This window comes from Rhodanobacter sp. Soil772, assembly GCF_001428385.1.
GTDB lineage: Bacteria > Pseudomonadota > Gammaproteobacteria > Xanthomonadales > Rhodanobacteraceae > Rhodanobacter.
In genome coordinates, this window is record NZ_LMSK01000002.1 from 584,319 (window position 1) to 606,381 (window position 22,063).

The following is a 22,063-nucleotide window of genomic DNA, read 5'->3' on the forward strand; positions in this document are numbered from 1 at the left end:
CTTCGCCTCGCCTTTCCAAGGATTTCCCGATGCCATTCCGCCTGCCCACGACCCTGCTCGCGCTCGCCCTGCTGGCCGGCTGTGCCACCACGCCGCGCCAACCCATGGCCGTGGCGCCGGCCGCGCCGACGGCACAGGCGGCGCCGGCCGTCGTTGCCGCCAACGACAACCTCAATGCCGTGGCGTGGAGCCAGACCGCGATCGAGCACGACCTGATCTACCTGCAGACCTACCGCGACGCCCAGGCGCGCCTGCTGGCCGCGCTGCACGACCGCCACTGGGACGCGTTGGGCAAGGGCGATCGCGGCACCCCGCTGCGCGGCCTGAAGCCGGCGGTGATCCTGGACATCGACGAGACCGTGCTGGACAACTCGCCGTTCGCCGCGCGCATGGTGCGGGGCAACCACGAATACAACGAGGCCGACTGGGCGGCCTGGTGCCGCGAGGAAAGCGCCCGCGCGCTGCCCGGCGCGCTCGAGTTCACCCGGTTCGCCGCGAAGCACGGCGTCGAGGTGATCTACATCTCCAACCGTGCCAAGGACCTGGACCAGGCCACCCTGGCGAACCTGCGCAAGGCCGGGTTTCCGGTCAGCGGCCCGCAATCGTTCCTCGGCCTCGGCACCGTGGTCGAGGGCTGCGAGCAGGCCGGCAGCGAAAAGGGGTGCCGCCGCCAGCTGGTCGCGCAGCATTACCGCGTGCTGATGCAGTTCGGCGACCAGATCGGCGATTTCGTCGACGTCCTCGCCAATACCGCCGACGGCCGCCGCAAGGCCGTCGCCGACTACCTGCCGTGGATCGGCACGCGCTGGTTCGTGCTGCCCAACCCCACCTACGGCTCGTGGGAGCCGGCGCTGTTCAACAACGACTGGAGCGCCGCGCCCGAGCAACGGCGCCGGCAGAAGCTCGACGCGCTACGCACTCAATGATGAATTTTCATATAAAACATTAAATTACAGAACAAAACAAAAGCATTGCCTTAGCTTTAACGAACAAGTAATATTTCGCCTGCCAACACCTGCTGACCAATACCTTTGCAGGCAAGGCCATTTCCCTTCCGGCTCTGCCGGATTTCCCCGCGAGGCCCCGTGCCCGCGGGGTTTTCTTTTATGGCATCGCCAAAACTTGCGCCGCGCCCTTGTTTCGACGTCGCCGCGACCCTTACCCTGCGCGATCACCCCGCCCCGTGGCGCGCCTTGGCCCGCCACCATCCACCGCAAGAGTCCGCCGATGCGCCTCCCTTCGCTTCTTCGCCACGCCATGCTGCCGTTGTTCGCCGCACTGCTGCTGGGCGCCTGCCACGGCAAGGACGATCCCGCGCAACCAGGCGGCAGCACGCCGGAAGCGGCGCTGCAGGCCTCGGTCGACCTGCTCAAGGCCGGCGACTTCAACGGGCTGTGGAAGCACACCCTGCCGCCGGCCGACTACGCCAACATGCGCGCCGACTGGCAACTCCAGCAGCGCGATGCGCAGCCGATCAGCGCCGAGGACCGCGCCCGCTTCAACGAGACGATGCAAAAGCTCACCGCGCCGGATGCGGAGAACAAGTTGTACGCCGAACTGCAGCCGAAGCTGGTCACGATGGAACAGCAGTACAAGGACCAGCTGCCGGTGCTGATCAGCATCGGCGACGCCATGCTGAAGAGCGCCGTCGCGCAGAGCCAGACCCTCAGCGAAACGCAGAAGGCCCAGGCCGGCGGCGTGCTCGACGTGCTGCTGCCGTGGGCCCAGCAGACGCCATGGTTCGACCAGGCCAGGGCGAAGCAGGCGGTCGGCGTGGCGGTGGCAACGGCGCGCAAGCTGGACCTGAAGAGCCCCGAGCAGATGCGCGCGATGGACTTCGACACCACGATGGGCAAGTACGCGACCGGCTACGCCGGACTCAAGCAGCTGCTGACGATCTATGGCTTGTCGGTGGACGACACGCTGAACTCGGTCAAGCTCACCCCTGTGTCCAGCAGCAACGGCCATGCCGTGGTGAAGGTCGACTACATCCTGCTCGGCAAGCCGTTGTCGACCGAATCGAAACTGGTGCAGGAGAACGGCCGCTGGTACAGCGAGGATCTGCTGCAGAACGCGCGCCGGTCACATCAGCAGCTGCAGCAGGCGGCCATTGCCGGCGCGCCCGCCAGCGCCGGCAGCGTCGTAACGAAAGACTGAACGACGCAACCGTTAGAATGGACGGATGCAAATGACTACCACCGCGGACTCCCCCGCCCGCCAACGTGCCCCCTGGTGGTTCAACCTGGCCGGCCAGTTGCTGCAGCCATGGGTGCGCATCCGCCGCGACCCGGCCGAACCGACCAGCCTGCTGCAGGCCGGCGTGCCGGTCTGCTACGTGATCGAGCGCGACGGTTTTTCCGATGCGCTGATCCTGCAGCGCGCCTGCCGCGAAGCCGGCCTGCCCAACCCGATGCGGCCGCTGGCCGGCACCCGCCGGCGGCGCTCGGTGTTCGCGCTGGCCCGACGCGACGGCAGGCTGCTCGGCCGCAATCGCAAGCGCAACCCGAACGAGCCGCTGCGGCAACTGGTGCATGCGCTGGAAGGCATGCCCGAGCGCGACATCCAGATCGTGCCGGTGTCGATCTACGTGGGCCGCGCGCCCAGCCGCGACAGCGGCTGGTTCAGCGTGCTGTTCTCGGAAAACTGGGTGATGGTCGGCCGCTTCCGCCGGATGCTGGCGCTGCTGCTGAACGGGCGCGACACCGTGGTGCACTTCTCCGCGCCGGTATCGCTGCGCCTGATGCTGGACGAATCCCGCGGGATCGCCCCGGAGCGCTTCGCACGCAAGGTCGCGCGGGTACTGCGCACCCACTTCCACCGCATCCGTGCCGCGGTGATCGGGCCGGACTTGTCGCACAAGCGCACCGTGGTCGACGCGGTGCTGAACGCCGAACCGGTGCGCGCGGCGATCGCCGCCAGCGCCACCAAGGAAAAGATCAGCCACACCAAGGCCTGGCGCAAGGCGCACCAGCTGGCGCTGGAGATCGCCGCCGACTACTCGCACCCGGTGGTGCGCTCGGCCTCGTTCCTGCTCGGCAATTTCTGGAACAAGCTGTACGACGGCATCTCGATGCACCACTTCGACAAGGCGCGCGCCACCGCGCCCGGCCATGAAGTGATCTACGTGCCCTGCCACCGCAGCCACGCCGACTACCTGCTGATGAGCTACCAGCTGCACGTGTCCGGCGTGGTGGTGCCGCACATCGCGGCGGGCGTGAACCTCAACCTGCCGGTGATCGGACCGATCCTGCGCCGCGGCGGCGCGTTCTTCCTGCGCCGCAGCTTCAGGGGCAACGCGCTGTACTCGGTGGTGTTCAACGAGTACGTGGCGCAGCTGATCGACCGCGGCGTGCCGATGGAATACTTCATCGAAGGCGGCCGCTCGCGCACCGGCCGCCTGCTGGCGCCGCGCGCCGGCATGCTGGTGATGACGGTGCGCGCGTTCCTGCGCGCGCCGCGCCGGCCGGTGCTGTTCCAGCCGGTCTACATCGGCTACGAGAAGCTGATGGAGGGCGCCTCGTATGCAGGCGAACTCAGCGGCCAGCCGAAAGAGAAGGAATCGCTGATCGGCCTGCTGCGCGGCCTGAAGGTGCTGCGCCAGCGCTACGGCCACGTGGCGCTGAACTTCGGCGAGCCGATCGAGCTGACCCCGTTGCTGGATGCGGCCAGCGCCGACTGGCGCGCCGCCGGCGCCGATCCCGAGGCGAAACCGGAGTGGCTGGGCGCGGTCACCGACCGCCTCGCCGAGCAGATCCAGATCAACATCAACCGCGCCGCCGACGTCAATCCGATCAACCTGCTGGCGCTGGCCCTGTTGGCCACGCCGAAGCACGCGATGGCCGAGAGCGACCTGCTGACCCAGCTCGAGCTGAGCAAGACGATGCTGGAGGAACTGCCGTATTCGGACCGGGTCACGCTGACCCCGATGAATCCGGCCGCGATCATCGCCTACGGCGAGCAGATGGGCTGGATCCAGCGCGTGCAGCATCCGCTCGGCGACGTGCTCACCGTCACCGGCGAGCGCGCGGTGCTGCTCAGCTACTTCCGCAACAACGTGCTGCACCTCGCCGCCACCGCCGCCTGGGTGGCCTGCTGCTTCCTCAACAACCGGCGCATGTCGCGCGCCTCGATCCTGCGGCTGGGCCGGATCATCTATCCGTTCATCCAGGGCGAGCTGTTCCTGCCGTGGGATACCGACGGCTTCGCCGCGCAGCTGCAGGCGACCATCGACTTCTTCGTGCGCCGCGGCCTGCTCGAATCGGTCAGCGATGGCCGCGTGCTGGAACGCAGCCCCGGCCAGGACGATGGCGCCTTCCAGCTCAAGGTGATCGCGCGCAGCTTGATCCAGGCCTTCGAGCGCTACTACATCACCATCGCCGCGCTGGCCAAGAACGGCCCGCACACGATGACCGGCGCCGAACTCGAAAACGCCTGCACGCTCACCGCACAACGGCTGTCCCTGCTCAACGAACTGTCCGCGCCGGAGTTCTTCGACAAGGCGCTGTTCCGCGGCTTCATCCAGAAGCTGCGCGAACGCCGCATCGTGTGGACCGACGACGACGGCAAGCTCGATTACGACGCCGCGCTGGAAGGCATGGTGCGCGACGCGCGGGTGATCCTGTCGCGCGAAGTACGCCATTCGATCCTGAAGATCACCCCCGGCGGCAACGACAAGGAAGCGGGCGCTGCCGAGACCCGCGAGGATGCCGACGCGCCCGCCCACGTCCCCACCGACAGCGACGACGCCGCGCTGCACGAGCGCCACGTCGCCGCCGAGCACTACGAACACGAGCGACGCAGCGGCGACGACCGTCGCGGCACGCCGCCCGACGCCTGACAACGGCGTTCCTGTAGCATTGCCGGCCATGAACGAACAGCCAGAAACCCCGCCCGAATCGACCACCCACTTCGGCTTCCGCGACGTGCCGGTCGGCGACAAGCAGAAGCTGGTCGGCCAGGTATTCACCTCGGTCGCGCGCAGCTACGACCTGATGAACGACCTGATGTCGTTCGGCGTCCACCGGTTGTGGAAACGTCACTTCGTGGCGATCAGCGGCGTGCGCCGCGGCGACCGCGTGCTGGACCTGGCCGGCGGCACCGGCGACATCGCCGCGTTGGTGAAGCCGGTGGTCGGCGACGAGGGCGAGGTGGTGGTCGGCGACATCAACGCGGCGATGCTCGGCGTCGGCCGCGACCGCCTCACCGACCGCGGCCTGGTTTCCGGCTTGCGCTGGGCCCAGCTCAACGCCGAGGCGCTGCCGTTCCCGGACAACAGCTTCGACGCGGTGACCATGGCGTTCGGCCTGCGCAACGTCACCGACAAGGACAAGGCGCTGGCCGACATCTGCCGCGTGCTGAAGCCCGGCGGCCGCGCGCTGGTGCTGGAGTTCTCGAAAGTGCAGAACGAGCTGTTCGGCAAGCTCTACGACTTCCACTCGTTCAAGGTGCTGCCGAAGCTGGGCCAGCTGTTCGCCGGCGACGCCGACAGCTACCAGTACCTGGCCGAGTCGATCCGCAAGCATCCCGACCAGGCAACCCTGAAAGGCATGATGGAACACGCCGGCTTCGGCCGCGTCGAGGTGCGCAACCTCACCAACGGCGTCGTGGCGATCCATCGCGCGTACAAGTTCTAGCGTCCTGCCGGCACCCGGCCGAATCGTCATTGCCGCCGCCCTGACCCAGATCAGTGGCCGGCCGCGCGCTGCGGCGTATGTTTGGGCTCCCTTTCCTGCGAGCCCGCATCATGTCCATCGACATCGTTTCCGAACAGAACGTGCACCTCTTCGACGCGCGCGGCGTGGCGCGGCGTTTCCGCCACTCGGCCATATTCGGGGCGATCGGCGTGTTGCGCTCGGGCGAGACGATGCGCTTCGTCAACGACCACGACCCGATCCCGTTGATCGCCCAGCTGCGCGAGCGCCTCGGCGACCACCTCACGGTGAGCTATCGCCAGCGCGATGCCGACGCGGTGGTGATCGACTTCGGCATCACCGGCTTGCCGGTCGAGTGAGCGGCCCCGGCGCATGAATTACCCCGCGTTCTACGAACAGGCACCGCGCATCCGCATGCGCGATCCGCTGGCGGCCTTCCTCGGCGCCGCCGAAGACGGCCTGCTGGAATATTCCTATATCGATGCGGTGCGCCTGGCCGGCCACTCCTGTCCCACCGTGGCCGGCGCGTGGCTGATGGCGCGCACGGCGCTGCAGGCGCTGTACCCGGACGAACCGGCCGAGCGCGGCGGCATCGCGGTGCACATGCCGGCCGCCGAAGACGAAGGCGTCACCGGCGTCATCGCGCAGGTGCTGACCCTGATCACCGGCGCCGCCGCCGGCAACGGCTTCCACGGCATCGGCGGCCGCTTCGTGCGGCAGTCGCTGCTGGGCTTCTCGGCCGCGTCCGGCGCCACCGCCGTGCAGTTCAGCCGTCGCGACAACGGTGCTGCCGTGGCGGTGGAACTGGACCTGGCCACGGTACCGTCGGCGTCGAACCTGCGCGAGCTGATGGTCGCCGCACTTCACCCCGGCGCCACCGCGGAGCAGCGCGACGCTTTTGCGCAGGCCTGGCAGGGCCGCGTGCAGCGCCTGCTGCTGGATCACGCCGACGACCCGCAGGTGCTGCGGCTCACCCGGCTGCACTGATCACGCCTGCTCGCACACCTGCTCGCACGCCGGTGCAACGCGCGGCACGGCACGCCGCCGCGCGTTCGCCAGCACCACGCCGCCGACGGTGATCGCGCCGCCGACCAGGATCAGCGCGTTCGGCACCTCGTGCAGCCACAGCCAGCCGATCAGCAGCGCGATCGGCGGCGACAGGTAGATGAAGCTGCTGACCCGCGACGCCGACGCGCGGTGCACCGCCATGTTCCAGGCGAGGTAACCGATGAAGGTCGGCGCGATGCCCAGCCACAGCAGCGCACCGATATGCGACCACGATGCCGCCGCCAGCGCCTGCGGCAAATGCCAGCCGAACGGCAACGCGCCGAGCGTGCCGGCGAACATAGCAAATGCGGTGACGCCGACCATGCTGCTGCGCGCGAACAGGGCTTTCTGGCCCACGAAGAAGATCGCCGAGACGGCCACGCAGACCAGCACCAGCAAGGCATGCGGATCGACCTCCACCCGCTGCCCGCTGGCCAGTACCACCAGCACCGTGCCGAGCAGCGCCACCGCCAGCCCGATCCACGTGCGCAGCGTCAGCCGCTCGCGCAGCCAGAACGCCGACACCGCCGCGGTGGCGGCCGGCACCAGCGAAATCAGGATCGAGGCGGTGCCGCTGGCGATCCGCGTCTCGGCGTAGTTCAGGCACAGGTGATACACGGTGAGGCCGAGCACGCCGAGCAGCGCCAGCTGCGGCCAGTCGCGCCGCGCCGGCAACGGCACGCGCTTCACCAGCAGCAGCACGGCAAAACACAGCGAACCGATCAGCAGTCGCGCGAACGCGACCTCGCCGGGGGTGAACGCGGGCAAGGCATAGGCGATCGCGGCGTAGGCCGACGACCAGGTCAACAGGGCAATCGCGATGGCGAGCAGGGCGCGGCCATCGAGACGTTCAACGGTATCCATGGGGACGGATTCCTTCAGCGGGGAAGTGCGCATCCTAGTCTTGCCGGCCGCGTCGCGGAATAATGCACCGAATCGTTTTCACGATGTTTCGCCAACGATCGAAACAATCGACGAGGTATTCCGCCATGGAATCGAAAGTCATGGAACCCAGGCCCGAGCTGGACGGCAAGGATTGGCAGCTGCTGGAGGCGCTGCAACAGGATGCGCGCCTGGGCTACGCCGAGCTGGGCCGCAAGGTGCGCCTGTCCGCACCGGCGGTGGCCGAGCGGGTGAAGCGGCTGGAGGAGGCCGGCGTGATCAGCGGCTACCGCGCCACGGTCGACCCGAAGCGCCTCGGCTACGGCATCAGCGCGATGATCCGCCTGCGCTGCGACGGCATCACCTGCGCGCGCATCGGCGCCCTGGTGGAAGACATTCCCGAAGTACTCGAATGCCGCCGCCTGGCCGGCGAGGATTCGGCCTTGCTGCATGTGGTGGCGATGTCGATCGGCCATCTCGAATCGGTGCTCGACCGCCTGCTGAAGACCGGCGCCAGCACCAGCACCGCCACCCTGATCGTGCTGCAGACGCCGCACGAGAACCGCCCGCTGACCCGCGCGATGTGGAATGCTGCGCGCGCCATGTCGGACGATTGATCCCTTCCCCCCACCGACAGCTCCGATGACCGACCACGACAAGTTCGACAAGAACAGGCTCCCGGATACGCCCGCCGACGCGCCACCCAACCCCGAGCGCCGGCGCCTGCTCGGCGGCATCGCGCTGGCCGGCGCCGCGCTCACCCTCGGCGGTTGCAAGCCGTTCGACGAACGCCCGTCGGCACCCGCGGCTGCCGATGCGGCGCTCGACGCGCTGCTGCGCCGGCACATCCGGCACGTGGTGGTGCTGTACGCGGAGAACCGCAGCTTCAACAACCTGTTCGCAGACTTCCCCGGCCTGGCCCAGCCGCTGCAGGCGCTCGACTCGCCCGCCTACCGCCAACGCGACCGCGACGGCCGCCTGCTCGACACGTTGCCGCCGGTCTGGGGCGGGCTGGCGCCGCACGCGCAGGTGGTCGACGGCCGCCGCTACCAGCTCGACGAACACGCGATCAGCGGCCTGCCAAACCGTCCGTTCGTGCTGCGCACGCCCGACGGCGCACCGCTGCCGCACGGCGTAATCACCCGCGACCTGGTGCACCGCTTCTACGAGAACCAGCTGCAGATCAACAGCGGCCGCAACGACGGCTTCGTCGCCTGGGGCAATACCGGTGCGATGGTGATGGGCCACTACGCCGACGGCGCCGCGAACCTGCGCCTGTGGCAGCTCGCCCGGCAGTACACGCTGTGCGACAACTTCTTCATGGGCGCCTTCGGCGGCTCGTTCCTCAACCACCAGTACCTCGCCGCGGCGCAGCCGCCGTTCTATCCGCACGCGGACCGCGGCCCGGCGAAATTCCAGATCGCCGTGGTGGAAGGCGACGACCCCACCGGCATCCGCCCGAAGCTGGCCGAGGATTCGCCGGCCAGCGCGATGCAGGGCCGCGCGAAGTTCGCCGCACGCGATGCGCTCACCCCCGACTTCTGGGCGGTCAACACGATGGGCCCGGCCTACGCGCCAGCCTTTGGCCACGACAAGCGCGACCCGCGCCTCGCCGATCCGGACAGCCCGAACACGCTGCCCGCGCAAAGCCACCGCACCATCGGCGATGCGCTGTCCGACGCCGGCGTCGACTGGGCCTGGTACGCCGGCGGCTGGCAGCTGGCGCTGGGCGGCCAGGGCGACGGCGACCATCGCGCGTTTCCGGAAGTGCCGAACTTCCAAGTGCACCACCAGCCGTTCAACTACTTCCGCCAGTTCGCGCCCGGCACGCCGGCGCGCCAGCAGCACCTGCGCGATGCCGGCGTCGGCAGCAGCGCCGACAGCAACCGCTTCCTTGCCGCCGCCGCGGCCGGCACGCTGCCGCCGGTGGCGTTCTACAAGCCGCAGGGCGATCTCAACATGCACGCCGGCTATTCCAGCGTGGACGCCGGCGACCGGCACTTGGCGCAGGTGATCGAAGCGCTGCAGGCCAGTCCGCTGTGGCCGAACATGCTGGTGCTGATCACCGTCGACGAGAACGGCGGCTGGTGGGACCACGTGGCGCCGCCGAAGGGCGACCGCTGGGGGCCGGGCACGCGCATTCCCGCGCTGGTGGTGTCGCCGTTCGCGAAGCAAGGCTATGTCGACCACACCATCTACGACACCGGTTCGATCCTGCGTTTCATCACCCGCCGCTTCAGTCTGCAGAAACTGCCCGGCCTCAAGCTGCGCGAGGAAGCGATGATCGCCGCCGGCGGCCCGCCACCGGGCGACCTCACCGCCGCCCTGCAATTCGACTGACACAACAAACTCCCTCCCCTGCTCGCAGGGGAGGGTTGGGGAGGGGTGCTTTTGACTTCTCCGCCAGCTCGGACAACCCCCTCTAACCTCCCTCTGCGACCGAAGGAAGTCCCTTTGGGGCACGCAGGAGGAGGAGATAATCCACAAGAGATCGCCGCCATGCGCGAGATGTACCCCGAGATCGAGCCGTACCGGACCCACCGCATCGCCGTCGACGCGATCCACACCTTGCACGTGGAGGAATGCGGCAATCCCGCCGGCCTGCCGGTGGTGTTCCTGCATGGCGGCCCGGGCGCCGGCCTGTCGGCCTACCACCGCCGCTTCTTCGATCCGGCGCGCTACCGCATCGTGCTGTTCGACCAGCGCGGCGCCGGGCAGTCCACCCCGTTCGCCGAACTCACCGACAACACCACCTGGCACCTGGTCGCCGACATCGAGGCGATCCGCGAGCAACTCGGGATCGAACGCTGGGTGGTGTTCGGCGGCTCCTGGGGTTCCACCCTGGCGCTGGCCTACGCGCAGACGCATGCCGAGCGCGTGCTCGGCCTGGTGCTGCGCGGCATCTTCCTGGGGCGGCCGCAGGAGCTGCGCTGGTTCAACGAAGTGGACGGCGGCGCCTCGCAGATCTTCCCCGAGCGCTGGGCGCGCTTCCTCGCCTTCATCCCGCCCGACGAACGCGGCTCGATGCTGGACGCCTACTGGCGCCGCCTGACCAGCGACGACGAAGCCACCCGGCTCGCCGCCGCACAAGCGTGGAGCGCGTGGGAAGGCGGCAGCACCACCTTGCTGCACGACCCCGACGGCGGCGGCGACTTCGAGGACCCGCACAAGGCGGTCAGCCTGGCCGTGATGGAAGCGCACTACTTCCGCCACGCGATCTTCCTGCAACCCGACCAGCTGCTGCGCAACATCGAGCGCATCCGCCACATCCCGGCCACCATCGTGCACGGCCGCTACGACATCATCTGCCCGATGGCGAGCGCCTACGACCTCAGCCAGGCCTGGCCCGAAGCGCACCTGCACGTGGTGCTGGCTGGCCACAGCGCCACTGACCCGGCGATCGTGGATCAGTTGGTGGAAGCGACGGATCGACTGGCAGATCGGTACTGCTGAGTCCCAACCACTCCACTAGGGAAACTCCATGCGCGTACTGGTTACCGGTGCTTACGGTTTCATTGGCGCGCACATCGTTGCGGCGCTGACCGCAGCCGGCCACGAAGTCATCTGCGCCGTGCGCGGCGCGCGCATCGACGCGCGCTTCCCCGGACTCTGGGCAATCGCCTGCGACATGGCCCACGACGTGCGCAGCGAGGACTGGCTGCCCCGCCTCGCCGGTGTCGAGGCGATGGTCAACTGCGCGGGCATCTTGCGCGAGCGCGGTGCCGACACTTACTTGGCGATCCACGAGCAGGCGCCGCAGGCGCTGTTCCGCGCCTGCCTGCAGGCCGGCGTCCGGCGCGTGATCCAGGTATCCGCGCTGGGACACGCCGACGACGGCGAGTTCATCGCGTCCAAGCATCGCGGCGACGCCGCGCTGATGGCGCTGGAGCTGGACTGGCTGGTGCTGCGCCCGTCGCTAGTCTACAGCGCGCGCGGTTCCTACGGCGGCAGTTCGCTGCTGCGCGGACTGGCCGGATTGCCCGGCCTGCTGCCGCTGCCAGGCCGTGGCGGGCAGCCGCTGCAGCCGATCGCCGCCGAGGACATCGGTACGACCGTGGTCGCAGCGCTGGCCAAGCCACGGGTCACGCGCGACGTGCTCGAACTGGTCGGCCCCGATGTGCTGAGTCTGCGCGATTACCTGCTGGCTTGGCGACGTTGGCTCGGCTTCGGGCGCGCGTACACGCTGGCCGTTCCCACTCCGCTGGTGCGCCTGACTTGCGTGCTGGGCGAGCACTTGGGCAACGGCCCGCTGGGCAACACGATGGCGCGCATGCTTGAACGCGGCAACGTCGGCACCGCCGACGCCAGCGCCCGTCTGCGCGAGCGCCTCGGCCTGGTACCGCGATCGCTACGGCGTGCGCTCGCCGAAGCGCCCAGCCACGTGCAGGACCGCTGGCACGCCAGGCTGTATTTCTGTCTGCCTCTGTTGCGCGTGTCGATGGCACTGCTCTGGATCGGCTCCGGCGTGATCGGATGGCTGACCCCGGTGGCCGACGTGGTGGCCGCCGCACCCGGCAGTTCACTCTCTGCCGGCAGCCTGCTCGGACTGGCGCACATCACCGCCAGCGCCGACCTGCTGCTGGGCGCGCTGTGCCTGCTGCGCTGGCGACCGCGCCTCGTGCTGGGTCTGATGCTGGCGATGTTGCTCGGCTACACCTTCGCCATCGGCATCGCGTGGCCCGTCCACTGGCTGGACCCGTTCGGCGGCCTGCTGAAGAACCTGCCGCTGATCGCGGTACTGGCGATCCTGCTGGTGACGGAAGAACGCCGATGAACGACGCGTACTTACTGCTGAAAACCGTGCATATCCTCTCGTCCACGCTGCTGTTCGGCACGGGACTGGGTACGGCATTTTTCATGTGGTTCACCCACCGCAGCGGCCAGCTTCCCGCCATCGCGGTCGCGGCGCGACTGACCGTACGCGCGGATTTCCTGTTCACCACGCCGGCAGTGATCGTGCAGCCGCTGTCGGGCTACCTGCTGATGCGACTGATGGGTTTCGACCTGCACACGCCATGGCTGCAGGCCGCCACCGCGCTATACCTGCTGACCGGCGCCTGCTGGCTGCCGGTGGTGTGGCTGCAATGGCGCGCGCGTAACCTGGCCGCCACTGCGTTGCGCGACGGCACGAACCTGCCGCCGGCCTACCATCGCTGCATGCGCGCCTGGTTTGCGCTGGGCTGGCCGGCGTTCCTTGCCGTGCTTGGCATCTTCTGGCTGATGGTGGCCAAACCGCCCTTGTGGCACTGAGCGCGAATACGCTCGGCGAAGCCGCTCGTCTGGAACCTCGGCGCAAGAACCGGATGGCTACGGGGAAACGCCGCGACCACACTGGACACCTGCCACTACCGGAGCCGCCCATGCTCACCCTGTTCGACTACCTGCCCTCACAAAACGCCTGGAAGGTGCGCCAGTTGCTGCACCACCTCGGCCGGCCGTATCGCACGGTGCCTGTGAGTATCTTCGAGGGTGAAGGCCGGAGCGAGGCCTACCGGCGGGTCAACCCCACCGGCACGGTGCCGGCGATCCAGCTGGAGGACGGCCGCGTGCTGGCCGAGTCGAATGCGATCCTCGCGTATCTCGCCGACGGCACGCCGTACCTGCCGGACGATCCGTTCGGGCGCGCCAAGGTGCTGCAGTGGCTGTGCTTCGAGCAGGAGCGGGTGGAGTCGGTGATCGGCGCACTGCGGCACTGGACGCTGACTGGCAAGCTGGCGCGCCGGTCGACGGAAATGATCGAGGCGAAACGCGCCGCCGCCGTGCGCACGCTGGGCATCCTGGAAAGCGAACTGGCGACGCGGCCGTTCATCGCCGGCGACGACTACGGCATCGCCGACATCGCGCTGTTCGCCTACGCCAGTCGCGCCGAGGAAGCCGGGCTGCCGTTGCAGGCGTATCCGCAGTTCCGCGCATGGGTGGCGCGGGTGGAGGCGCAGCCGGGCTTCCTCGCCGAGATGTATCCGTACGCGATGGATCCCCATTCAGTCAACGAACTGCCCTGAGCTTTCGTCACGGGCGGCCGCCACCACAGCAATGGCATACTCGGGGTTTTCCGGCCCGAGACTTCCCCATGCGCCTGCTGCCCGCCCTCGCTTTCGGCACGTTGATGCTGCCGCTGGCCGCCTACGCCAACGACCCGAACTCCTACGCCCAGCCCGACCAGGTACGCGTGACCCATCTGGACCTGGACCTGACGATCGACTTCCCGCGCAAGCAGCTCGACGGCCAGGCCACGCTGAAGCTGGACTGGAAGAATCCCAAGGCGCAGTCGCTGGTGCTGGACACGCGCGACCTGAAGATCGCGAAGATCGAAGCGCTCGGCGCTGACGGCAAGGCCACGCCGCTGAAATATGCGCTGGCGCCGCGCGACAAGGTGCTGGGCAGCAAGCTGACCATCGCCACGCCGAAGCATCCGGCGCAGGTGCGCATCGTCTATACCACCTCGCCCGAAGCGTCCGGCCTGCAGTGGCTGACCCCGGCGCAGACGGCGGACAAGAAACTGCCCTTCATGTTCTCGCAGTCGGAGTCGATCCACGCGCGTTCGTGGGTACCGCTGCAGGATTCGCCGGCGATTCGCTTCACCTACGACGCCCGCGTCGCCGCGCCGAAGGACGTGCGCGTGGTGATGAGCGCGATCAACGACGCGAAGCATCCGCTGGACGGCGCGTTCGCGTTCAGCCAGCCGCATCCGATCCCGTCCTACCTGCTGGCGATCAGCGCCGGCGACCTCGCGGTGAAGGAGACCGGGCCGCGTTCGGCCGTCTATGCGGAGCCGTCGGTGGTCGACAAGGCCGCGCACGAGTTCGAGGACACCGAAAAGCTGATCGCCGCCACCGAGCAGCTGTACGGCCCGTACGCGTGGGGCCGTTACGACATCCTGGTGCTGCCGCCGTCGTTCCCGTTCGGCGGTATGGAAAACCCGAACATGACGTTCGCCACGCCGACCGTGCTGGTCGGCGACAAGAGCCTGGTGTCGCTGGTCTCGCACGAGCTGGCGCACTCGTGGTCGGGCAACCTGGTGACCAGTGCCGCCTGGCGCGACATCTGGCTCAACGAGGGCTTCACCACCTACGTGCAGGGCCGCATCACCGAGGCGGTATACGGCAAGGCGCTGGCCGACGAGGAGGCGCTGCTGTCTGCCCGTGCGCTGCAGAAGAGCATCGGCACGATGGCCGCCAACGCGCAGAAGCTGGCGCCCGACCCGCGCGGCATTGGCGCCGACGATGCGCTGTCCGACGTGGCCTACGACAAGGGCTCGTGGTTCCTGCGCACGCTGGAGCAGCGCTTCGGCCGCGACCACTTCGACGCGTACCTGAAGGGCTACTTCCACCACTTCGCGTTCCAGAGCATCACCACCGAGCAGATGCTCGACTACATGAAGCCGAACCTGATCGAAAAATATCCCGGCAAGATGAGCTGGGACGAAGTGAAGGCCTGGGTCTACGGCGCGGGTATCCCGAAGGATGCGCCGCTGCCCGATTCGCCGCGCTTCAATGCGATCGACCGCGAGCGCACGGATTTCCTCGCGGGCAAACTGGCCGTCGACAAGCTCGACGCCAAGGGCTGGAACACCCAGGAGTGGATGTACTTCCTCGACCGCCTGCCCGACGTGGCCCCGCTGGACAAGCTGCAGCAACTCGACGCCGCCTGGCATCTCACCGGCACGCCGAACGCGGAGATCGGCATGCGCTGGTACAGCCATGCGATCGCCGCCGGCGACAAGCCCGTGTGGGCGGCCGCCGCCGAACACATGACCCGGATCGGCCGCATCTACCTGACCACGCCGCTGTACAAGGCCTTCGTGAAGACGCCAGAAGGCCTGGCCTATGCCGAGCAGGTCTACGCCAAAGCCAAGGCCGGCTACCACCCGCTGACCCAGCAGGTGGTCGAAGGCATCATCGCCAAGGCGAAGCAGGCGAAATAGCAAACGACTCCTCCCCCTGCAAAGCAGGGGGAGGTTGGGAGGGGGTAGGCTTTTGATCTGCGAGCCTGGATCAAGAGCCACCCCACCCCAGCCCTCCCCTGCATCGCAGGGGAGGGAGCAATGTCAGTCACGACCTCACCAAGAAATCATCATGCCGCCATCAACGATTGCCACCACCACTCCGCTCTGGAAACGCATGCTGCTGCGCCGGCTGAAATTCCTGGGCTGGCTGGTCGCGCTGCTGGCCATCGTGCTGGGTGGCAGCTACCTGTTTGCGCCGCAGTGGCTGCTGCAGGCGAACGTCACGCGCGAAGCGATGGCGGCGCACCTGGAGAAACATTCGGTGCAGGCCGGCGATACGCACTGGGCCTACTACGAAGGTGGCCAGGGGCCGACCATCGTGCTGCTGCACGGCTTCGCCACCGACAAGAGCGTGTGGCTGCAGACGGCAAAACTGCTGACGCCGCACTTCCATCTGATCATCCCCGACCTGCCCGGCTGGGGCGATTCCTCGCGAGTGCCCGACGCCAGTTACAACATCGACGCCCAGGCCGGGCGCCTCGACGCCTTCGTGCAGACCCTGCGCCTGCAGCGCTTCCTGCTGGTCGGCCACTCCATGGGCGGCGCGATCGCCGGCGTGTACGCCAGCGAACATCCCGAGCACGTGGCCGCTCTGGCCCTGCTCGATGCGTTCGGCCTGAAGAGCAGGCAGAACGCGCTCGACCGCGACGCGCTGGCCGGCAGGAACCCGTTCGTGTTCGACGACCGCGCCGGTTTCGAACGCGTCACTTCGCTGGCATTCGAGAAACCGCTCGACCTGCCCGGCCGTTTCGTCGACGTGTTCATCAAGCGCAACCAGCGCGACCGCGCCTTCATCGAGCGCACCTTCAACGAACTGCGCGAGCCCGGGCAATACCTTTCCGTGCAGAACCGGCTCGGCCAGCTGAGCATGCCGGTGCTCGGCCTGTGGTGCCACGACGACCGGATCGTGGACATCTCCGCGCTGGACAGCCTGCGCAACGGCCTGACCGGCGCCAGCGCGATCAGCACCAGCACCATCAACGGCTGCAACCACATGCCGATGCTGGAAAAGCCCGAGCAGACCGCACAGATCCTTACCGGCTTCGCGCTGTCGCACTGAATGACGGCCGCCAGGGATGCTGAATGGACGCGCGCAGCCGCCGCCGCTCATTGTGAATTGCGCATGACAACATGGGAGAATGCTGTCATGACGCCGTGGTCTGGCGTGCCGACGGGCGTGAAAGCGGAATGGTGCAGCGACCGATGAAGCAAAGCCTCTGGCGCACGGGTGTGGGGGCGATCGTGCGGATGTCCGCCACCCGCACCAACTACTGGGCCGAGCTCGGCGTGGACAGCGTGCTGTGCCTGCTGTTGCTGGTACTGGGCTGGCGCAGGCATGCGGACGGGCCGCTGACCGCGCTGCTGGCCCTCGGCCTGGGCCTGTTCGCCTTCAGCTTCATCGAGTACTTCTTCCACCGCTGGATGTTCCACACGCGCATCCCGCTGTTCGCACAGGGCCACGATATGCACCACCAGCGGCCGCTGGGCTACGACTCGCTGCCGTTCTTCCTGCCGCCGGCCGTACTGCTGGCGCTGGCCGGCGTGTTCGTGCTGGTGATGCCCACCGGCTTCGCCCTGCTGCTGGCCAGCGCGATCACCTTCGGCTACATCGTCTACGGCCTGAGCCACTTCGTCATCCACCACGCACGCTTCAAGCAGCCGCTGCTGCGGCGCTGGGCCGGCGCCCATCACGTGCACCACTATCACCCCGAGAGCAACTTCGGGGTCACCACGCCGCTGTGGGACATGCTGCTGGGCACGCGCTACGTGCGCCAGCCGCGCAAGGGTTGAAACTTCACAGGACGCCCGGGATCAGCGCCTTCACCCGCCGCATGTAGTCGGCATAGGCCACGCCGAACTGCTCGCCCAGCCAGCGCTCTTCCAGCCGCAGCTTGCGCCAGAACGACACCGCGACGATCGCCAGCGCCAGCAGCCCGCGCCATTCGCCCAGCGCCACCGCCGTGCCGAGGAAGGCCAGCAGCAGGCCGGTATAGATCGGGTGGCGCACATGCCGATACGGACCGCGTTCGATCAATTCGTGGTTCTGCTTGAGCTGCACCACGGCGCTCCAGTTGCTGCCCAGCACATGCCGTGCCCAGCACGCGAACAGCAGGCCGGCCAGGGTCATCACCACGCCCGGCGGGGCAACCCAGCCGGCCGCGGGCAGGAAGCGGGCGCCCAGCACACTGCCCTCATACAGACGACCCGGTTCCAGCAGCAACGCCGCCACGACCAGCGGCAACCAGTACTTGAGCAGGCGCGACCATGCCGGCTCGGTGCGGCTCGCACCCTTGACCCTGCGCGCACTCCAGACCCAGTACGCCACGAAAAGAATCCACAGCGCGTTGAGTACGGCCTCGACCGGAAGTTGCATGGTGGGTTGCTCCACAGGATGATGGCCGGGCGGGACATCGCGTAGCGGGGCACGGCCACATACGCGGCAACCGGCAGCGACAGCGCGGTCAGTCAGCCACGTCGTCGATCAACCGGTCGAGTTCGGCCTTGAGGATCGCGCCGTGCTGGCGCAGCCAGTCGCGCTGTTCGCGCCAGCCGGGCAGCAGGCTTTCGACCTGGCTCCAGAATCGCGGCGAATGGTTGCGTACCTTGAGATGGCACAGCTCGTGCACCAGCACGTAGCGCAATGCGGCCGGCGGCGCCAGCGCCAGCGCGAGGTCCAGGTTGATGCGGTCGCGGGTGTCCAGGCTGCCCCACAGGCTTTTCATCGGGCGGATCTTCAGCGCGGTGGGTGCCAGCCCGAGCTGCGGCACGTAGCCGGCCAGCCAGCGCGAGACGTCGCGGCGGATCAGCGTTTCCAGGTGCGAGGCGAGCAGGCCGCGGGCGATCGGCAACGCACGGCTGTGCGGGCGCGGGATCACCAGGGTAAGGCCGGTCGCGTGCGGCTCGATCTTCGGGTAGGTGCCTTCGGCCCAGTCCAGCTCGGCCGTCTCGCCGCGCAACGGAAAACTGCACGCATAACCCACGCGCAGCGGCGGCAACGGCTTCACGATCAGGTTCAGTTCGTCGAGCTTCTGCTCCAGCCATTCGGCGTGGTTGCGCAGGAACGCGCTGACCTGGGCCGGATGGGTGCCGAGCGGATAGGTCACCCGCGCGCCCTGCGGCGTCACCGTGAGGCGCAGCCGGCGCGCGCGCGGATGGGCGCTCTTCAGCACCCGGATGAGGCTGCCGCCCACCGTTGCCAGTTCCAGCCAATCGCCTTCCAAATGCTGCGCCATGACCTGCCTGCTTCTCGCCTGGCCCGTTCCGATCAAAGATGGGGATCCGCCGCCCGCAAGCGGCCGGACACCCAGTATGGCGCGCCGGGCGTCACGGCGGTATGGATTTTTCGTTCAGCTATCGGCCGGGCGCGGCAGGCCGAACCATTCCTCCAGCTTGCCCAGCAGGCGCTCCAGTTCCAGCGTCAGCAGGGCAAACCCGGCGTCCAGCTCGGCCTGGGCGTCCTGCTGGCTGTCGCCCAGCTCGTCCATCACCACGTCGAGGAACTTCAGCTTGCGCACGATCAGGTCCTCGCCCAGCACGAAGCTGATGCGGTCGTCGAAGGTGAGCCCCAGCATGAACACCTGCTTGCCGTTGCGCAGGTGCTCCTTGACCTCCTCGGCGTCCAGGTCCTGCCGGCGGCAGCGGGCGATCGCGCCGGTGGCGGTGGCCGGATCGCGCAGTTCGCACTCGTCGCCCAGGGTCAGCCCGGCCGGCAGGTTGCCGTTGGCCAGCCAGTCGGTCATCAGCACGCGCGGGCCTTCCTCCGGTGCCAACGGCACCGCCGGGAAGCTGCCCAGCGCTTCGCGGATCTGGGTCAGCGCGTTCTCGGCCGACTTGCGGCTGGAGGTGTCCAGCACCAGCCAGCCGTGTTTCTTGTCGACGTAGGCTGACATCCGCGAGTTGCGCACGAACGCGCGCGGCAGCAGTTCGGTCAGCAGATCTTCCTTGATCCGCTTGCGCTCGCGGCCGCCGACCTTGCGGCTTTCTTCCTCGGCGATCTTCTGCACCTTGCGATGCAGTTCGTCGTTGATCACCGCGGCCGGCAGCAGCTTGTCCTCGCCACCCACGGTCAGCAGCGTGCACTGCTTGACGGCATGCGTGAGCGGCTCGTTCTCGCCGCGCCCGACCGGCGGCACGAAGCCCTTGGTGAACATTTCCAGCGGCCCGCACGGGCGCAGCCGGTGCTCGGCCAGCGCTTCGTCGAGGCGGCTCAGGTCATTGGCAACGGCGGGGGAAAAACGGAACAGCGTGAGGTTGCGAAAGAACATTCAGGAATCCGGGTCAGTGCTGCGGGAGGCAGGGGGTTCGCCGTCATTCCGGCGAAAGCCGGAATGACGGTCAGAGTGTCAGCGGGTAACGGCAGCGACCGCCGCGGCCACGGTGTCGAGATTGGCCTGGTTCAGCGCGGCCACGCAGATGCGCCCGCTGTCGAGTGCGTAGATCGCGTACTCGTCGCGCAGCCGGTGCACCTGCGCCTTGCTCAGGCCGGAATAGGAGAACATGCCGGCCTGGCGGTTGATGAAGCCGAAGTCCGGCGCACCCAGCGCGGCCAGCTTGTCGACGAAACCGGCACGCATCGCATGGATGCGCCCGCGCATGCCGCCCAGTTCCTGTTCCCAGCGCACGCGCAACTCGGCGCTGCCGAGCACGCCGGCGACCAGCGCGGCACCGTGGGTGGACGGGCTGGAATAGATCGTGCGGATGACCTGCTTGATCTTCGACTGCAGCCGCTCGGCCTCGCCGCGGTCGACGCCGACCATCGACAGCGCGCCGACGCGTTCGCCGTACAGCGAGAACGACTTGGAGTACGAGTTGGCGACCACGAACGCCGCGATCCCGGACGCCGCCAGCAGGCGCACCGCGGTGGCGTCCTGTTCGGTGCCCTGGTCGAAGCCCTGGTAGGCCATGTCGACGAACGGCAGCAGCCGGCGCTCCTTGAGCAGCTCGATCACCTGCTGCCACTGCGCCGCATCCAGGTCGACGCCGGTCGGGTTGTGGCAGCACGCGTGCAGCAGCACCACGGTGCCGGGTTCCAGCTTGCCCAGGTCCTCCAGCATGCCGGCGACATCCAGGCCGTGGCTGGCCGCGCTGTAGTAGCGGTACTCCAGCAGCTCGAAGCCGGCCGTGCGGAACACCACGTGATGGTTGCCCCAGCTGGGGCTGCTGATCGCGACCTTCGCGCCCGCCCCGGCCACCTGCTTCAGCAGGTCGGCCGCCACGCGCAACGCGGCGCTGCCGCCGATGGTCTGCGCGGTGGCCACGCGACCGGCCGCCAGCAGGGGCGATTCCGCGCCGAACACCAGCTGCTGGGTCAGCCGGTTGTATGCCGCCAGGCCGTCGATCGGCAGGTAGCCGCGCGGCTTCGCCGCCGCGGCCAGCGCCTGTTCCACCTCGTGCACGGTCGGCAGCAGCGGGATGCAACCCTGCTCGTCGACATAGATGCCTACGCCAAGATTGATCTTGCCCGGGCGCGGATCGCCCACGTAGGTCTCGGTGAGGCCCAGGATCGGATCGCCCGGGGCCATTTCAACGGATGCAAAGAAGGACACGGCGGTTACTCGACAGACAGTGGAAGGGTGGGCGAAATGTTCAAGCTTGCCGGTTCGCGGTCTCATCCGCCGCGTCGGCAGACCAGGCCGTGGCAGACGATGCGCCCAGCGCGAAATCGAACAGCTGGCGATCCGCCAGATGCGAGGGTGACACATGCGTCAGCGCGCGAAAGATGTTCTCGCTGCGCCCGGGCTGCTGCTGTTCCCACGCGGCCAGCATGCGCCGCACCGCCTGGCGCTGCAGGTTGTCCTGCGAACCGCACAGGTTGCACGGGATGATCGGGAATTGCCGCTGCGCCGCGTATTCGGCGATGTCGCCCTCGCGGCAATACGCCAGCGGGCGGATCACCACATGGCGGCCATCGTCCGAACGCAGCTTCGGCGGCATCGCCTTCAGCTGCGCCTGGTAGAACATGTTGAGGAAGAACGTGGCGAGAATGTCGTCGCGGTGATGGCCGAGCGCGATCTTCGTGATGCCGTTCGCCGCCGCCCAGGTGTACAGCGCGCCGCGGCGCAGCCGCGAACACAGGCTGCACATGGTTTTGCCGGCAGGGATCACCCGCGTCACCGTGCTGTAGGTGTCCTGCTCGATGATGTGGAACGGCACGCCGCGCGCGGTGAGGTAATCCGGCAATACATGCTCGGGGAAATCCGGCTGCTTCTGGTCGAGGTTCACCGCGATCAGCTCGAAGCGCACCGGCGCCTTCGCCTGCAGTTGCAGCAGCAGGTCCAGCAGGGTGTACGAATCCTTGCCGCCGGACAGGCACACCATCACCTTGTCGCCGTCCTCGATCATGCCGAAATCGCCGATCGCCTGGCCGACCTGGCGACGCAGGCGCCTGGCCAGTTTGCCGGCCTCGGCAGCGGGTGGGCGGGGAATCTCGAGCTGGGCGGGCATGACGGCCAATCGGACGGCGAAGACCGCCTATTGT

21 protein-coding genes are annotated in these 22,063 nt (G+C 68.1%); 15 read left to right on the plus strand and 6 right to left on the minus strand.

Annotation, left to right across the window (positions count from 1 at the left end; translation table 11 throughout):
• Positions 1 to 29: 29 nt before the first annotated feature.
• From ASG75_RS09280 to ASG75_RS09305, 6 genes are all read left to right on the plus strand, one after another.
• Positions 30 to 926, plus strand: a complete 897-nt coding sequence (locus ASG75_RS09280) for an HAD family acid phosphatase (protein ID WP_056388193.1) — start codon at positions 30 to 32, stop codon at positions 924 to 926.
• Between the two features lie 301 nt (positions 927 to 1,227).
• Positions 1,228 to 2,157, plus strand: a complete 930-nt coding sequence (locus tag ASG75_RS09285) for a hypothetical protein (protein ID WP_056388195.1) — start codon at positions 1,228 to 1,230, stop codon at positions 2,155 to 2,157.
• 31 nt (positions 2,158 to 2,188) lie between these two features.
• Positions 2,189 to 4,837 carry a glycerol-3-phosphate 1-O-acyltransferase PlsB gene (plsB, locus tag ASG75_RS09290; RefSeq protein ID WP_056388197.1) on the plus strand — a complete coding sequence of 883 codons (2,649 nt, stop codon included), beginning with the start codon at positions 2,189 to 2,191 and terminating at the stop codon, positions 4,835 to 4,837.
• Between the two features lie 28 nt (positions 4,838 to 4,865).
• Positions 4,866 to 5,633: a bifunctional demethylmenaquinone methyltransferase/2-methoxy-6-polyprenyl-1,4-benzoquinol methylase UbiE gene (gene ubiE / locus ASG75_RS09295; RefSeq protein WP_056388199.1), complete on the plus strand. Its 768-nt coding sequence runs from the start codon at positions 4,866 to 4,868 to the stop codon at positions 5,631 to 5,633.
• Positions 5,634 to 5,743: 110 nt separating this feature from the next.
• Complete coding sequence (locus ASG75_RS09300; protein WP_056388201.1) at positions 5,744 to 6,010, plus strand: DUF2249 domain-containing protein; 267 nt, start codon at positions 5,744 to 5,746, stop codon at positions 6,008 to 6,010.
• Positions 6,011 to 6,023: 13 nt separating this feature from the next.
• The gene (locus tag ASG75_RS09305; RefSeq protein WP_056388203.1) at positions 6,024 to 6,638 is read left to right on the plus strand and encodes an FmdE family protein; all 615 of its coding nucleotides are present in this window, start codon (positions 6,024 to 6,026) and stop codon (positions 6,636 to 6,638) included.
• Here ASG75_RS09305 and ASG75_RS09310 read toward each other — a convergent pair whose 3' ends face one another.
• Positions 6,639 to 7,562 carry a DMT family transporter gene (locus ASG75_RS09310; RefSeq protein WP_056388205.1) on the minus strand — a complete coding sequence of 308 codons (924 nt, stop codon included), beginning with the start codon at positions 7,560 to 7,562 and terminating at the stop codon, positions 6,639 to 6,641.
• Between the two features lie 140 nt (positions 7,563 to 7,702).
• On the opposite strand from ASG75_RS09310, the gene ASG75_RS09315 reads away from it, so the two are divergent.
• The 9 genes from ASG75_RS09315 (at position 7,703) to ASG75_RS09355 (ending at position 17,376) form a co-directional block, all read left to right on the plus strand.
• On the plus strand, positions 7,703 to 8,197 hold the full coding sequence (locus ASG75_RS09315) for an Lrp/AsnC family transcriptional regulator (protein WP_056389241.1): 495 nt from the start codon (positions 7,703 to 7,705) through the stop codon (positions 8,195 to 8,197).
• A 25-nt stretch (positions 8,198 to 8,222) separates the two neighbouring features.
• Complete coding sequence (acpA, locus tag ASG75_RS09320) at positions 8,223 to 9,920, plus strand: acid phosphatase (RefSeq protein WP_056388207.1); 1,698 nt, start codon at positions 8,223 to 8,225, stop codon at positions 9,918 to 9,920.
• Between the two features lie 159 nt (positions 9,921 to 10,079).
• Positions 10,080 to 11,033 carry a prolyl aminopeptidase gene (pip, locus tag ASG75_RS09325; protein ID WP_056388209.1) on the plus strand — a complete coding sequence of 318 codons (954 nt, stop codon included), beginning with the start codon at positions 10,080 to 10,082 and terminating at the stop codon, positions 11,031 to 11,033.
• Between the two features lie 28 nt (positions 11,034 to 11,061).
• Positions 11,062 to 12,354 carry a DoxX-like family protein gene (locus tag ASG75_RS09330; protein ID WP_056388211.1) on the plus strand — a complete coding sequence of 431 codons (1,293 nt, stop codon included), beginning with the start codon at positions 11,062 to 11,064 and terminating at the stop codon, positions 12,352 to 12,354.
• Positions 12,351 to 12,830, plus strand: a complete 480-nt coding sequence (locus tag ASG75_RS09335) for a DUF2269 domain-containing protein (protein WP_056388213.1) — start codon at positions 12,351 to 12,353, stop codon at positions 12,828 to 12,830. The genes ASG75_RS09330 and ASG75_RS09335 overlap by 4 nt, the downstream gene beginning before the upstream one ends.
• A gap of 110 nt (positions 12,831 to 12,940) precedes the next feature.
• Positions 12,941 to 13,582 (plus strand): glutathione S-transferase family protein, encoded by a 642-nt coding sequence (locus ASG75_RS09340; protein WP_056388215.1) that lies wholly within the window; start codon positions 12,941 to 12,943, stop codon positions 13,580 to 13,582.
• Positions 13,583 to 13,650: 68 nt separating this feature from the next.
• On the plus strand, positions 13,651 to 15,504 hold the full coding sequence (locus tag ASG75_RS09345) for a M1 family metallopeptidase (protein WP_056388217.1): 1,854 nt from the start codon (positions 13,651 to 13,653) through the stop codon (positions 15,502 to 15,504).
• Positions 15,505 to 15,700: 196 nt separating this feature from the next.
• The gene (locus tag ASG75_RS09350) at positions 15,701 to 16,645 is read left to right on the plus strand and encodes an alpha/beta fold hydrolase (protein WP_056388218.1); all 945 of its coding nucleotides are present in this window, start codon (positions 15,701 to 15,703) and stop codon (positions 16,643 to 16,645) included.
• 143 nt (positions 16,646 to 16,788) lie between these two features.
• On the plus strand, positions 16,789 to 17,376 hold the full coding sequence (locus ASG75_RS09355; RefSeq protein ID WP_056388220.1) for a sterol desaturase family protein: 588 nt from the start codon (positions 16,789 to 16,791) through the stop codon (positions 17,374 to 17,376).
• Positions 17,377 to 17,380: 4 nt separating this feature from the next.
• Here ASG75_RS09355 and ASG75_RS09360 read toward each other — a convergent pair whose 3' ends face one another.
• The 5 genes from ASG75_RS09360 to ttcA all read right to left on the minus strand — a co-directional run bounded on the left by ASG75_RS09360 (position 17,381) and on the right by ttcA (position 22,029).
• The gene (locus ASG75_RS09360; RefSeq protein ID WP_056388222.1) at positions 17,381 to 17,959 is read right to left on the minus strand and encodes an isoprenylcysteine carboxylmethyltransferase family protein; all 579 of its coding nucleotides are present in this window, start codon (positions 17,957 to 17,959) and stop codon (positions 17,381 to 17,383) included.
• Positions 17,960 to 18,047: 88 nt separating this feature from the next.
• Positions 18,048 to 18,818: a YgjP-like metallopeptidase domain-containing protein gene (locus ASG75_RS09365; RefSeq protein ID WP_056388224.1), complete on the minus strand. Its 771-nt coding sequence runs from the start codon at positions 18,816 to 18,818 to the stop codon at positions 18,048 to 18,050.
• A 114-nt stretch (positions 18,819 to 18,932) separates the two neighbouring features.
• Positions 18,933 to 19,850, minus strand: coding sequence for a recombination-associated protein RdgC (locus ASG75_RS09370; protein WP_056388226.1), 918 nt, complete (start codon positions 19,848 to 19,850; stop codon positions 18,933 to 18,935).
• Positions 19,851 to 19,928: 78 nt separating this feature from the next.
• Positions 19,929 to 21,131 carry an amino acid aminotransferase gene (locus ASG75_RS09375; RefSeq protein ID WP_056388228.1) on the minus strand — a complete coding sequence of 401 codons (1,203 nt, stop codon included), beginning with the start codon at positions 21,129 to 21,131 and terminating at the stop codon, positions 19,929 to 19,931.
• A 40-nt stretch (positions 21,132 to 21,171) separates the two neighbouring features.
• Positions 21,172 to 22,029 carry a tRNA 2-thiocytidine(32) synthetase TtcA gene (gene ttcA / locus ASG75_RS09380; RefSeq protein ID WP_056388230.1) on the minus strand — a complete coding sequence of 286 codons (858 nt, stop codon included), beginning with the start codon at positions 22,027 to 22,029 and terminating at the stop codon, positions 21,172 to 21,174.
• Between the last annotated feature and the right edge of the window lie 34 nt (positions 22,030 to 22,063).

Excerpts from the sequence above, each read along its gene's own strand:
- ASG75_RS09280 (WP_056388193.1), top strand. The coding sequence starts at position 30 with ATGCCATTCCGCCTGCCCACGACCCTGCTCGCGCTCGCCCTGCTGGCC.
- ASG75_RS09285 (WP_056388195.1), top strand. The coding sequence starts at position 1,228 with ATGCGCCTCCCTTCGCTTCTTCGCCACGCCATGCTGCCGTTGTTCGCC.
- plsB (WP_056388197.1), top strand. The coding sequence starts at position 2,189 with ATGACTACCACCGCGGACTCCCCCGCCCGCCAACGTGCCCCCTGGTGG.
- ubiE (WP_056388199.1), top strand. The coding sequence starts at position 4,866 with ATGAACGAACAGCCAGAAACCCCGCCCGAATCGACCACCCACTTCGGC.
- ASG75_RS09300 (WP_056388201.1), top strand. The coding sequence starts at position 5,744 with ATGTCCATCGACATCGTTTCCGAACAGAACGTGCACCTCTTCGACGCG.
- ASG75_RS09305 (WP_056388203.1), top strand. The coding sequence starts at position 6,024 with ATGAATTACCCCGCGTTCTACGAACAGGCACCGCGCATCCGCATGCGC.
- ASG75_RS09310 (WP_056388205.1), bottom strand. The coding sequence starts at position 7,562 with ATGGATACCGTTGAACGTCTCGATGGCCGCGCCCTGCTCGCCATCGCG.
- ASG75_RS09315 (WP_056389241.1), top strand. The coding sequence starts at position 7,703 with ATGGAACCCAGGCCCGAGCTGGACGGCAAGGATTGGCAGCTGCTGGAG.
- acpA (WP_056388207.1), top strand. The coding sequence starts at position 8,223 with ATGACCGACCACGACAAGTTCGACAAGAACAGGCTCCCGGATACGCCC.
- pip (WP_056388209.1), top strand. The coding sequence starts at position 10,080 with ATGCGCGAGATGTACCCCGAGATCGAGCCGTACCGGACCCACCGCATC.
- ASG75_RS09330 (WP_056388211.1), top strand. The coding sequence starts at position 11,062 with ATGCGCGTACTGGTTACCGGTGCTTACGGTTTCATTGGCGCGCACATC.
- ASG75_RS09335 (WP_056388213.1), top strand. The coding sequence starts at position 12,351 with ATGAACGACGCGTACTTACTGCTGAAAACCGTGCATATCCTCTCGTCC.
- ASG75_RS09340 (WP_056388215.1), top strand. The coding sequence starts at position 12,941 with ATGCTCACCCTGTTCGACTACCTGCCCTCACAAAACGCCTGGAAGGTG.
- ASG75_RS09345 (WP_056388217.1), top strand. The coding sequence starts at position 13,651 with ATGCGCCTGCTGCCCGCCCTCGCTTTCGGCACGTTGATGCTGCCGCTG.
- ASG75_RS09350 (WP_056388218.1), top strand. The coding sequence starts at position 15,701 with ATGCTGCTGCGCCGGCTGAAATTCCTGGGCTGGCTGGTCGCGCTGCTG.
- ASG75_RS09355 (WP_056388220.1), top strand. The coding sequence starts at position 16,789 with ATGAAGCAAAGCCTCTGGCGCACGGGTGTGGGGGCGATCGTGCGGATG.
- ASG75_RS09360 (WP_056388222.1), bottom strand. The coding sequence starts at position 17,959 with ATGCAACTTCCGGTCGAGGCCGTACTCAACGCGCTGTGGATTCTTTTC.
- ASG75_RS09365 (WP_056388224.1), bottom strand. The coding sequence starts at position 18,818 with ATGGCGCAGCATTTGGAAGGCGATTGGCTGGAACTGGCAACGGTGGGC.
- ASG75_RS09370 (WP_056388226.1), bottom strand. The coding sequence starts at position 19,850 with ATGTTCTTTCGCAACCTCACGCTGTTCCGTTTTTCCCCCGCCGTTGCC.
- ttcA (WP_056388230.1), bottom strand. The coding sequence starts at position 22,029 with ATGCCCGCCCAGCTCGAGATTCCCCGCCCACCCGCTGCCGAGGCCGGC.